The organism is Candidatus Dependentiae bacterium (assembly GCA_018266175.1).
In the GTDB taxonomy this organism is placed as follows: domain Bacteria; phylum Babelota; class Babeliae; order Babelales; family RVW-14; genus JAFEAY01.
In genome coordinates this window covers 316446-328428 of sequence record JAFEAY010000003.1, presented here as the reverse complement: position 1 = coordinate 328428, position 11983 = coordinate 316446, and the positions used below count along the sequence as shown (strand labels likewise).

The window sequence follows — 11983 nt, the reverse complement described above, 5'->3', positions numbered from 1 at the left end:
ACAAAATTTTAATTTTAAAATAATTTACGATCTGTGTGCATTTATGTTTATGATCACATGAAATCGATAAAACTATCAATGGTTTTATTATTCACGCTACTTTGCCTGTGGCAGTATTCCAGGTAGTTCTTGAAATGGTGAAGCCGAAGGCGGCTGAATCCCCAAAATTTTAGCAATAGTTACAGGTACTTGAGGGATCCAGACGCGAGAAGCTATTGTTTTTTTCTGCAAATTTCCCTGTTGGTACATGATGAGCGGGACGTGTGTTGTATCTTTGTAAGGTGAGCAATGCGAGGTTCCATTTGGCCGCTTTGCAAAGAAGCTGTGGGGCTTGGTCATGCAAATGATATCGCCCGATCGTCCAGGATAGTATTGATTTTTGTAATAGCTTTCAAGTTGGCTTGGATCAAATGTTGCTTTGCTGAGTTCATCAGCGGTCCAGACTTCGTGAATTCCAGGTTTCTTTTTGATGGCTTGTTTGAGTGTTTCAAGAACAGCAAGCTGCTTTTCTGGTGCAAGCGAAGCGAGAATTTTTTTGTTTAAATATAACTGACTAGTTATGGCTTTGGTAACAATATTAGTTAAACCAAACGACTCTTGAGCTATTTGATTTAATTCGTTTACCAGATCTTTTTGCAAAATACGATGAGCAATTGTTGGGCCTTTACGGTTCATGTGCTCAGGAATGGGTGTGACGCCATGATCAGCGGTCAGAACAAAAAGCACTTTACGCTTACCTGCCATACGTTGTACTTGCTTCATAAAGGTGCCTAGTTGTTTGTCCAGGTGATAAATCATATCGATAGTTTCTAGACAATCAGGACCATAGGCATGACCGATCATATCAAGCGTTGAGAGTGAGACCCACATCAAAAACTTTCCTGGTTCTTTTTGATGTGGTTTAAAATTAGCTTCCAAGCAATTTGTTGCAAGGTCTAGGAGGAGCTTGTTTGCTTGAGGAAGTTTAACAAAAGGAACTTTGCTTTCTGGAGCCCGCGTGCACGCACAATCTTGTCGTGTATTTGATGTGATGGTTGTGTGATTTACTCGAGGAAAATTAGGTGTGCAATATTCATAATCATCGATATTTTTAAAATTATAAGCGGAGCTTGAGATCGGGTATGCTGATTTCCAGTAAGCCTTTTTAATTTTAGAGAGATCATTTTTTTTATTGAATTCTATGATCCATTCTGGTAACTCTTTAAAGAATGCCTTACTTGAAGTAAATGTAATGGTGTTGTGGTCAAACCAGATTGACTTTCCAAGTCGTCCACCCATTCCAATAGCAGCTCGTGGCTTGAAAGATAGTGAGAACACTCTATTTTTAATTTCTGGTGTTGAACCCATAACCAGCTGATCTGAGACACCATCAACCATTAAATTTTTTGCTGAGATACCATAGCGACAGAGCTTTGTTGGATGAAGACCATTAAATTGTGCAGCGTCTGGATTTTTATCTTTAAATCCTTGAACCTTGCCGTTTTCATCAAGCCAGTCGTTGAGTACAATTCCATGATCCTTTGCCAGAGTTCCAGTCCCTAGGGCAGCGTGACCAGTTCCGGTGCATGTTACGCCATGAGGGTAGTGTGCGTCGGTGAAGTTAATACCCTCCTTCAAGAGTTTTTTGAGCCCAAACTTAAAGTGAGGACTGAGCTTTCTGATGTGAGAATAGGCAAATTGGTCGATGACCATAACAACGGTGAGTTGTGGTACTTGATTTTGAGCATGCAGCGGGATTGTGAATTCTGGTACTCCAACAAGCAGAATAATCAGAATGTGGCGTAATAATTTCATAGAACTCCCTTTAATTTTTAATTTCAAAGTAAATCTATTTAAAATGTAGGAGTACTTTATTTATCAATAAAACAATCCTACTATTTCATAATAGTAAATTTGTACTTAAAAAAGATAGAGAAAAATGAAATTTTGTTGATAGGTCAGTGTAAAATCTTTTTTTTCAGGTTAGGCCGCTGCGTGCAAGGTATGCGTAGGTTACTAAAGGAAAAGGGCTGACCAGGCAGACCCAGGCAAGAGCTATTTTGAGTTTGCCCCATACAGACTGTTCGTGCCCAGTGAGCAGGCAGAAGAGCCCTACTGATTCTACAAGCAGTGCACAGGTGACCAAGTAGGAGGCATAATGTGTTGTAAAAAATGGTGCGATAAATCGCAGGGAGGTAAGTCCTAGGAGCAGCCCTAAAAGTTCAAAGCCTTGAGTAATCCAGGCTTTGTTAATTGGTTTACTTAAAAATGTGAATACAAGCCAGATGATAAGCAATCCAATAAGTAAAAAAATAAGTAAAAAAGTCCATGAGAAAAGGATGCTTTTTGCCATGGATGAAGTAAAAAGCTTGAGCAGCTCGCTCCAGATTCCCTGAAATTTTTCAAGGAGCTGAAAATCGTGCGTGAGCGTGTCACGCGGAGCGGCGATAGTTGTTGACGTTATGTACGCGCCAAGTTTGTATGTTGAGCTCAACTCTGTGCTTGTGCACAAAATCAAATCAGTTGTACTCAAAAGCGCGTGAGGCGCTTGGAGTGGTATGACAAATGAGTAGGGATAATTTTTACCATCGGTTCGTCCAGAAATCCCGGCGATGTGTAGGTGTGTTTGTTCAAACAGTTTCGAGTGGTCGTTGATTGCAACAGTTATTTGAGCGGTGCAGCTTTGAGTAAATATTCGCTTGTTTTTACGAAATGCAGAGAAGTATTTGCTTGTTGGTTGTTCAAGCATATTCCATTTAATGACCTGAAGCGTGGTGTTATCGCTTGATATTTTAATCGTGTCTTTAAAGAGTGCGCTGTCTTGAGGGGAAAGGTCAAAGCGCACAAATGCTTTGTTTGTTGCAGCTATTTCAGCGGAGCTGCTTAAAAGCTTGATATCAAGCGCGTGGACTGCTGGCAAAGAAGCGATTGCTGCCATGAGGCAGGATAAAAATAGAGTAACTGTTTTACAACGTGACATAGGCTTGTATCGTTTCTTTAAGCAAAAACGCACTTGCTTGCAAATGCAAAAGCACGTTTTTTATAATTATTTCTCAAGTTTCGTATGAACAGTATAAAAAGGAGAATCATGTCTATCAAGAAACATTACTATCAAGTGTATGTTCTTATCACAGTAGTCCTGCTCTACAGCTCTGCTGCTCAGGCAAAAAAGCGAGAAGATGCATGCAAAGCACCTAAGCTGACGGTGGTGATTGTCGTTGACCAGTTTGCGCATCATATTGTTCAGAAACTCAAATCCCACTTTAAACATGGCCTTAAAAAGCTTTTAAACCAGGGGATTGTTTATCATCAAGCACGTCATCCGCATGCGGTGCCAGAAACAACGCCTGGGCACCACGCCCTGAGTACCGCCGTTGTACCGCGCGATCATGGTGCAGTGCTCAATCAGTGGCTTAACCGAAAAGGTGTTCGAACACATTACGAACTTGATAGCTCTGGAAAAGCATCGGTTATATCTCCTACAGGAGTTTATGAAGAAGGGAAGTCTCCTGAAAATACCGACGTTGATGGGTTATCGGATCAATTTATCTTTCATTCAACTGATGAGTGTCCTCATCAGGTTTTTGCACTTTCACTTAAATCGTATCCTGCAATTTCTATGGCAAACCGAAAAGGTAAAGCTTTTTGGATTGATCAAAAAAACGGACTTTTTACTTCAAGTAAGGCTTATTGTGATCAGCTTCCTGATTGGGTGCAACAGTTTAATAAGGACAAAGCGATTGATAAGCTGACCCATTGCACGTGGAAAACTGTCTTTGATAAATCGAGTAAAGCTTATAAATTTCCCGAAATTCGGAATTATGACTTTGCGGGCTTTGATTTTAGTATGATTGATAAGATTAAAATCCCGCTGAACAAAAGCACTGAAAAGTCGCATAAAAATAATAAACATAAAGCGGCGCAGCCGTATGAGATTTTTTGCAAAACACCACAGTCGAGTAAGCTTTTGCTCAGCTTTGCCAAGCGTTGCATTAAGCGTAATTTAGACAAAAAAAATGGAAAAATGCTGTTGTGGGTTTCATTGAGCAACTTCGATTTACTTGGCCATTTTTATGGTCCAGATAGCATGGAGGCTATCGATTTGGCTTATCATATCGACAAGCAAATTGGAGATTTTCTACAAGCGCTTGATCAGTATGTTGGAAAGGGAAAAGCACTTGTTGTGCTTACAGCAGACCATGGCATTGCTCCATTTCCAGAACTTATGAAAAAGCATGGGTTTAATGCAGCTCGTCGTATTATGGCTGATGATTTGATTCAACGAATGAATGAACACATCAAGCTTAAATATCGAACAGGGAAAATTGTTGCAGCGTATGAACCCATGCATTTTCGCTTAAATCGTGAAATTATGAATACACTTTCTCAGTCGCAGCAAGAAGCAGTTGTTGATGACCTCAAGAAGTTTCTGATTCAAGAACCAGGGATTAAAAATGCCTGGACAGCAGAGGATTTAAAAACAAAGTATTATGAGCTCAGGTCGCTGGAACAATTTTATCGTAACCAGGTGTACAGAGGGAGGACTGGTGACATTATTATTCAGCCCATGCCTTATGTGCAAGTTACGCATTACGCCAAGGGAACTGCGCATATGACACCGTACGATTATGATACGCATGTACCTTTAATTATTTATCAAAAAGGTCGATTTTATAAAGGTAATGTGCATAACAAAGTTTGGATGCAGCAGCTTCCGGTAACACTGGCACACATTTTTGGGATCCCGCGCCCAAGTGCATCGCTTTTTAAAATCTTGCCTGGAATTGAGCGGGTTGGGATTAAGTAATAAGATCAAATAAAAAAGGGGGTGATCTAATCACCCCCCGGAATAATAGCTCTATGCTTTTGTATTAAAGAATTTTATAATTTTTTTTATAATTTTTTTTCTTTAAGCAGCTTTCTTCATTGTCTTTTTGGGTGATTTCATCGGTGATAGGACAAAAATGTTGTTTGTACATTTCTTGAAGACTGACGGGAAGCCTATTGAATATTTTAAGCCAGCTATCATGTAACCGAACACCAGTTTGATATTCTTTATTCTGACGTAGATGCTCTAGTTGGAGGATGAGCGCAATTTTTTGAATAGTACTTAAACGCTCTTCAGGCGATTTATTTTTTTCAAAAAAATTACTTATTTCAAAGGGGTCAAGATTCCAGATTCGTATTGTTTTATCCCATGAAGCAGAGGCAATATTTCCATTGTTCAGCTCAATTATTACACTAATCAAGCTTCTATGGCCCTCAAGAGTTTTGATGGGCTCACCTGTTTGAGTATTCCAAATTTTTATAGTGTGATACTTGGTTATAATGTTATTTGAAACTGAAGCAAAATTTCCATTTTTGAGCGGTATAACCGAAGTAACAGCATCTGCGTTGTTCATAAGAGTCGTTAAGCACTCGTGGGTTACAGGGTTCCAAAGCTTTATGGAGCAGTCATTTGAGCTTGAAATTAAAAGACCATTTTTTAAGCACGCAACTCCGGTAACAGCATCTGTATGACCTGTGAGTGTCTGAATACATTCATACGTTGAACCGTTCCAGATTTTAAGCGTGTGGTCATTTGAGGCAGAAACAAAATTTCCATTTTGGAGCAACGTAAGCGAGGTAATAGCTTGTGTATGGCCTTGAGGTGTTGCAATTGGTTTTTGAAGTTCGGGGTCAATTACTTGTAGATCATTTCCTTCGGGTATGACAAAAGTTCCATTTTTGAGTTGAATAACCGGTTTGCCTCGTTGTATGTGTTGATTAGTAGTTGCAATACATTTTCCTGTTTGGGGTTCCCAATTTCTCATGGTGAAATCGTCTGAAGCCGAAGCGAGTATGCCATTGTCATATTCCATAATCGAATGAATAGCGGCCTTGTGTCCTTTAAGTTTTCGATGTTTTGGTTGAGCAAGGTCGCCGAGTAGGCTTTCAGGTAGCTGTTGATTGATAGATGACAGGGTTTGTTTGGTAAGTACATAGATCATATTCATAAGCTTGTTTGCTTCTTCTTCACATGGTTGTGCAAGATCAAGTACCGTATTTTTTGCTTGATTGAGTACTACATTAAAGCTTTGTTCGGTGAGGGTGGGCATGATCGACATGAGGTTTGGTGCAATCACCAGTACGCCACATACGAGTAGAAATATTGATCGTAATAGGTTCTTTTTCATAATAAACTCCAGTTTTTAGGCCATTATAAAAATTCTCTATTTGTAATTACAATAATAATGTAAACTGAAATTGTGTCAAATGGGTAGGGTGGTAGGCTGTTCTAGGGGAAAAGCTAAGTTGTTTTTTTAAAAAAACGTGCTATTTCGATATTAAACTTTGAAATAGCTGACTGAATAGATTGGTAGTCGATAAGTGTTCATTAAGCTACTCAAAGGAACAAGAATCCCTTATCTCCAGTACTCCGAAGGGGTGTGTCGAAGGATCAAGTGCACGTTGTCTGTTGATTTTAACGAAGAATGCTAAAAAAGGGTTAAATAAAAAGGGGTGCTGATGCACCCCTCAGAATATTACCGATTAAAGTTGCTCTTATCGGTAGGAACTTTATGATGACGGTCATTCATTTTCTGTTTTTCTTTTTTAATGAGTTTGACCATTTTATCAATGGTATTGTCTACGGCAACATACATATCTGCACCTTCATCATGAGCCATGAGGTCGAAGTTCTTGGTTTTTAAATGCATTTCTGCAACGTGGTGAGGATGTACCTTGTGCGCTTTAAGCCAGAATTCGACATTAAAAGGTCGTTGTTCTGTGTTTAAAAATTCAAATATTTTCTCTAACTTTTGATTGGTGTGTGCTTCAAGTGAATCAGAATGAGGCATGTTCTGAAAGGTAATTTTGATGTTCATGAGATCTCCTTTTCTCAAAAAACGTTACTTTTTATGATGCAAGAACGTACCTGCAATTTCATCATAAAACCGGTTTTAACCAAATAGCTTCCCTGAGTATAGCCATTTTGTAAAATATCGTGAACAGTTCGGGACATTACAACTTTTAAAGGTGTAAATAGTTTCTGTTGATTTATTTAAGTATGATTAATAGGCAATATGTTGATTTTTTTATTTGTTATTAGATACAATAAAATTAATAGAATCATATAAATTTGTAAAAAATAAAAAATATCAAAAAGGAGAGTTTGAGTATGAAGATTATTTTTCAGAAGATAATGAGTATGCGTATGGTTGCTTTTGCCGTAGTAGCTGTGATCAGTATGGTTGGTGTGCAGCATCTACTGGGTGCTGTATTTCTTGATGCATCGGTTAAGGTATGGCCAACGGGTATGAAATATAATGATGCAAAGCCTGATTGGGCCGAAAGTTCTCCGGTGAATTGGCCCGATGTCATGAACGTTATTATTGATGACGAAGGGGTTCAGGGCTATGATTCTTCAGGGCAAGTTTACTCAGCTTCGCTTGGTCTTACAAAGGGTGAGACGACGTTTGAAAAGCAAAGCATGGTTGAGTCTGCAAGTAACTTGAGTTCTCTTCCAAAGCGACAGCAAGGAATTTTGAGTAAAAACCTACCGCTTCCTGTTTACAAATGTCAGGGTAAAGATTTTTATGTCTGGTGGATGCAACCTCGTAAAGGTACCGGAAATTACCTCACTTTCTTTCCTGTTAATGGAAAGGTCAGTGATGGCAGTTCAATTGGCGAAATTTGGAATGTTTTGAGTAGAGCTACGTTGTTGCAGTATAAGCAGCAAGGAGCAGCAAGAGCTTTTGGTCGCGGGTCTTTGACAGGAGCATCTAACGCATCGGCGTCAACAGATGCAACGAGTGGTGGGACTTTAGCTGGAACAAGCACCTCTGGTGAATCATCGGGTGAAATATCTGACGAAGATTTTAACAGTTTATTTGAACAAGATTTAATTGAGTAAGCAACCTAATAATAAATACAACGATGGGCTTTTGGAAAACAAGGGCCCATTCTACTTTTTGGCGTCTAAAAACTTGCCTGCAATTTCATCATAAAATTGATTTCCCAAATAGCTTTCTTTGGTATAACTGCTTTGCAGAATCTCTTGAACGGTTCCTGATGTTATCACTTCACCATGAAGCATAACAAAAACATGTTGAGCAATTGAAAGCAACTGATCAACGTGATGATCAGAAATCAGAATGCCAATGCCTGCAGCTGCCATATCGATAAAAATTTTTTTAAGTTCATAAATCGATTTTGGATCTACCCCCGCAAAGGGTTCATCGAGCAGAACAATTGATGGGCGCATCAGAAGGCTTCGAATAATTTCAAGCTTGCGCTTTTGTCCGCCAGAAAGGGATTGTGCAGTTTGATTGATTGTTCCAGAGAGATTTGTTTTTTCAAGCCATTGCATGACTTCACTTTTAAAATTCTCTGGTGATTGGTTTTTCCAAAAATCGTGATACTCATAAACCAGCCATAGGTTATCATTAACGCTCATTTGAGCAAACAAAGAAGTTTGCTGAGGTAGGTACACCAAGCCAAGGCTAGCCCGTTTATGAATAGGCAAGCAGTTAAGAAGAATATTATTGAACGTTATAACGTTTTTTGTTGTGGCGTCAGAAGAATCAATATTTGGAGTAGGAGTCTTGTGGACTCCCATAATTGTTTTCAGGAGTGTTGTTTTTCCAGCACCATTGGGGCCAAGAAGAGCAACAATTTGACCTTGCTGAATTGAAAGCGAAATTGATTTGATAATCTGCTTGCTTCCAACCGAAAAACTCAGATTACGGACACTGAGCGACGTCATAGTTAAACTTTTCGGATACTAAGTTGTATTGGACATCCGCGAAGATCAAAATTCTTACGCAAAATATTTTCAATACAGCTTTGTTCTGCATCACCAAACCAAGCAGGATGATTAACGTGAAGCACAAACGTTGGAATAGATGCTTTAATAACACGAATTTTAAATACACGTAACGCAATTTTAGTATGGTAAAGAGGCTTAGTTGCCAGTTCAGCTTGAACAATTTCATTAACTTCGGTTGAGTTAAATTCTTGTTGGCAGCGTTCCCAAAGCGTTTTTACTTCATTAAGAACTTTGTTGACGTTACGCTTGGTTAAGCATGAAGTCCAAATTTGAGGAATCTTTTTTAAAATAAATTCGTATTCATCAAGGCTTTGTTCAAGTGTTACGCGTGCATATTCATCGACCAAGTCAGATTTATTAAACAAGATGAGCATAATTTTTTTTTGCTCATAAGCGTAGAACAAAAGTTTGAGTTCTTGGTCTGAAATTTGCCCCTGAGAAGCATCGATCATCATGAGTACCACATCAGACGTGCGCACCGCTTCCATTGAGCTTTTAACCATGAGCGTTTCAAGGTCGTCAGTGACGTTTCGTTTTTTACGAACACCGGCGGTATCAACCATCTGAATTAAATCGCTGCAGTGGTAAATGCTTGATTCGATTGCTTCACGTGTTGTCCCTGCGATATCAGAAACAATTGAACGTTCTTGGTTAATCAAAAGATTCATGAGCGAAGATTTGCCTGCATTTGGTTTACCAACAATAACAACTTTATATTGTGGTTTTTCAACAACCATTTCAGTTGGTTCTTCAACATGATCAACAATTCTTCCAAGTAATGTTCCAATGCCAATGCCATGAATAGCAGAGGTTGGAAGCATTTCAGGAAATCCAAGTTTGAAAAAATCAGGTTTATTTTCTTCGAGCTGTGATTGCTTATCTGCTTTATTAAGCAGCACAATAACAGGGCGTTTTGTTTTGTGTAATGCACGTGCAATGATGGTGTCTTCATTAACAAGACCATTTTTAACATCACAGACAAAAAGAATGAGGGATGCTTTATCAAGCAGCGGCATTACTTTTTCTTGAACTTTTTTTTGAATATCATCGACATGTCGCCCAAAAACAAGCCCACCTGTATCAATCAAGTCAAATGTCTTATCACTCCATGTGATAGTTTCTTGAATGTAATCACGAGTGACCCCTTCGCGTTCAAAAACAATACTCTTCTTCTCTTGAACGAGTCGATTAAAAAGCGTTGATTTTCCGACGTTGGTACGTCCGACAAGTAATATTTTCGGGAATGATTGTACGGTTTCCATGGCTTAATATTCTGGGTAATAGTTTTAGGTAATAATTTCTTAACTGTAAACTTTAGTCTGTTTTATTTTACCGGGAAAATGGCGAACTAGCAAGTTGGCAATAGGCCATTTGTCGGCATCTTGGATATTAACAGCCTGTTCATAACCACCTTGTGATCCTATTGTTTTAGGGGTAACTCGTCCAGAGGATTGAAACGGAGAAGGTGATGAGACTTTACGAGCCTCCTGAGTTGAGCTGCTCGGGTCATTTTTAGCAAAGTTCGACTGAAGCTGACGGCTCGTTGAAGGCGGTTGGTCTGCTGCTGTGAAGAGCACATCGTGGATTCCGGGAAATTGTCCTTTCAGAAGCGGAAGCCATAGTGATTTGCATTCGTCGACTTTATCTTTGAAAAAGGCGCTCTTATTGCTTAATTCAATAGTGATTGTACGAGCTTGTTCATTGTGTTCAATAAACTTTGCTTGACTCATGATTGAGTTTAAAAGATGATCAACGCCTGTAAGTTGCTCAAGAAAGGCTTTCCAGTTTGTAGGAGCTGCTTCAAGAGAAGAGGTTTGAGTACTTGAAATTTGAGGATCTTGAGCTTTATCAAGTACTGGTGCTGATAATGGAGTATTGATGTTTTGCTTATTTGCATTAAGCATTAAATTTTCACGTACGAGATGTTCCGGTGCTTGCTTAGTTGTCGATGTGAAGGAGGAAATTTTTGGTCGTTGCGCTTGGTGCGGTGCTAAGGGTGTACGTGTATTCTTTGCTTGCGGTGCTTTTTCAAGGTTTGAAAGGGTTGTCGTTTGGCACATTTGTAATAAAATCATTTCTAAAAAAATATGCTTTTTATTAGTTTTTAAGAAAAGCTCTTCTTGGCTCCACAAAAGTTGAGCAAGGCTTTGCAATCGATTGATCGAACATTCTTGTGTCAGTGTGAGCAATATTTGGAAGTCCGACCCAAATCGTGGATCAACATTTTTTACACCATAGTAGACCCACATGAGTGTTCGAAGCAGATGAATTAAAGCATCCCATAGCGCTGTTGCGCTGAGTTGTTCAAAGTTATTTTCTTGCAATATCTGAAGTACGAGTCCTGAGTTTTGCTCGACAAGGGCATTCATCAGTGAAAAAAGCAGCTGGTTGTTGACTTTGCCAAGCAGCTCAAGCATTGTTTGTTGTGTGATGTGAGTTCCTGAAAAGCGAACCCGTTCAAGAAGATTGAGCGCATCGCGCGCGCAGCCTTCAGTTTCCTGAATTAAAATATCTAGGGCATCATCGTCAATAGAAACCTGCTCTGTGGTACAGATTGATTGAAGATGAACTTTGAGTGCAGGCCCATGGAGCGAGGTGAATAGCGCTTGAAAGCAGCGAGACAATACGGTTGGAGGAATTTTTTGAATTTCTGTTGTTGCCAAGATGAAAAGAACTGACATTGGCGGCTCTTCTAAAATCTTAAGAAAGGCATTGAATGCTGCTTTACTGAGCATGTGTGCTTCGTCGATGAGATAAATTTTCTTTTGCCCACTTAATGGCATATAGCTGGATGACTCGATAATTTGTCGTACGTTATCAACACCAGTATGAGAAGCGGCATCAATTTCAATAAAATCGGGGTGGTGTCCACGTGCCATTGCAATGCATGATTCGCATGTTAGGCAAGGAATTTGTATGGTTGGATCAATTTGAAAATCAGCAAGTTTGAGGCAGTTAACAGCGGCTGCAAATACTCGAGCGGTTGAAGTTTTTCCGCATCCACGTTGGCCAGCAAAAAGATAGACAGGAAAAAATTTTTTGAGGTACAGGCTGTTTTTGAGCATGCGAACAGGAATCTCTTGTCCAACAATAGAATCAAAAGTCTTTGGACGCCACTTACGTGCTAGGTTTAGTTGTTCAGCATTTGTACTCATGGAGTAATTTTCCCCGTAATTCGAGATAATATCTTATATT

9 protein-coding genes are annotated in these 11983 nt (G+C 39.3%); 2 read left to right on the top strand and 7 right to left on the bottom strand.

The features are described from left to right. Nucleotides 1–96: 96 nt before the first annotated feature. Nucleotides 97–1794 carry an alkaline phosphatase family protein gene (locus tag JST56_01410; GenBank protein ID MBS1987630.1) on the bottom strand — a complete coding sequence of 566 codons (1698 nt, stop codon included), beginning with the start codon at nt 1792–1794 and terminating at the stop codon, nt 97–99. Between the two features lie 163 nt (nt 1795–1957). Continuing rightward, the gene (locus tag JST56_01405) at nt 1958–2959 is read right to left on the bottom strand and encodes a hypothetical protein (GenBank protein MBS1987629.1); all 1002 of its coding nucleotides are present in this window, start codon (nt 2957–2959) and stop codon (nt 1958–1960) included. A gap of 108 nt (nt 2960–3067) precedes the next feature. Between JST56_01405 and JST56_01400 the strand changes: the two genes are divergently transcribed. Continuing rightward, nucleotides 3068–4786, top strand: coding sequence for an alkaline phosphatase family protein (locus JST56_01400; protein ID MBS1987628.1), 1719 nt, complete (start codon nt 3068–3070; stop codon nt 4784–4786). A 64-nt stretch (nt 4787–4850) separates the two neighbouring features. On the opposite strand, the gene JST56_01395 is transcribed toward JST56_01400, so the two are convergent. Further along, entirely contained in the window at nt 4851–6155 is a 1305-nt protein-coding gene (locus JST56_01395; GenBank protein MBS1987627.1) for a WD40 repeat domain-containing protein, read from the bottom strand. A gap of 348 nt (nt 6156–6503) precedes the next feature. Continuing rightward, nucleotides 6504–6845 (bottom strand): ribosome-associated translation inhibitor RaiA, encoded by a 342-nt coding sequence (gene raiA, locus JST56_01390; GenBank protein MBS1987626.1) that lies wholly within the window; start codon nt 6843–6845, stop codon nt 6504–6506. Nucleotides 6846–7138: 293 nt separating this feature from the next. On the opposite strand from raiA, the gene JST56_01385 reads away from it, so the two are divergent. Beyond that, entirely contained in the window at nt 7139–7873 is a 735-nt protein-coding gene (locus JST56_01385) for a hypothetical protein (protein MBS1987625.1), read from the top strand. A gap of 51 nt (nt 7874–7924) precedes the next feature. On the opposite strand, the gene JST56_01380 is transcribed toward JST56_01385, so the two are convergent. From JST56_01380 to dnaX, 3 genes are read right to left on the bottom strand one after another with little or no spacing between them, the layout of a single operon-like run. Beyond that, complete coding sequence (locus JST56_01380) at nt 7925–8725, bottom strand: ATP-binding cassette domain-containing protein (protein ID MBS1987624.1); 801 nt, start codon at nt 8723–8725, stop codon at nt 7925–7927. Nucleotides 8726–8727: 2 nt separating this feature from the next. Then, on the bottom strand, nt 8728–10050 hold the full coding sequence (gene der, locus JST56_01375) for a ribosome biogenesis GTPase Der (protein MBS1987623.1): 1323 nt from the start codon (nt 10048–10050) through the stop codon (nt 8728–8730). Nucleotides 10051–10089: 39 nt separating this feature from the next. Further along, nucleotides 10090–11943 carry a DNA polymerase III subunit gamma/tau gene (dnaX, locus tag JST56_01370; protein MBS1987622.1) on the bottom strand — a complete coding sequence of 618 codons (1854 nt, stop codon included), beginning with the start codon at nt 11941–11943 and terminating at the stop codon, nt 10090–10092. Nucleotides 11944–11983 lie beyond the last annotated feature (40 nt).

Bases quoted from the DNA above. Each gene is read 5' to 3' on its own strand.
- JST56_01395 (MBS1987627.1), bottom strand. From the start codon at position 6,155: ATGAAAAAGAACCTATTACGATCAATATTTCTACTCGTATGTGGCGTA.
- dnaX (MBS1987622.1), bottom strand. From the start codon at position 11,943: ATGAGTACAAATGCTGAACAACTAAACCTAGCACGTAAGTGGCGTCCA.
- JST56_01410 (MBS1987630.1), bottom strand. From the start codon at position 1,794: ATGAAATTATTACGCCACATTCTGATTATTCTGCTTGTTGGAGTACCA.
- raiA (MBS1987626.1), bottom strand. From the start codon at position 6,845: ATGAACATCAAAATTACCTTTCAGAACATGCCTCATTCTGATTCACTT.
- JST56_01380 (MBS1987624.1), bottom strand. From the start codon at position 8,725: ATGACGTCGCTCAGTGTCCGTAATCTGAGTTTTTCGGTTGGAAGCAAG.
- JST56_01385 (MBS1987625.1), top strand. From the start codon at position 7,139: ATGAAGATTATTTTTCAGAAGATAATGAGTATGCGTATGGTTGCTTTT.
- JST56_01400 (MBS1987628.1), top strand. From the start codon at position 3,068: ATGTCTATCAAGAAACATTACTATCAAGTGTATGTTCTTATCACAGTA.
- der (MBS1987623.1), bottom strand. From the start codon at position 10,050: ATGGAAACCGTACAATCATTCCCGAAAATATTACTTGTCGGACGTACC.
- JST56_01405 (MBS1987629.1), bottom strand. From the start codon at position 2,959: ATGTCACGTTGTAAAACAGTTACTCTATTTTTATCCTGCCTCATGGCA.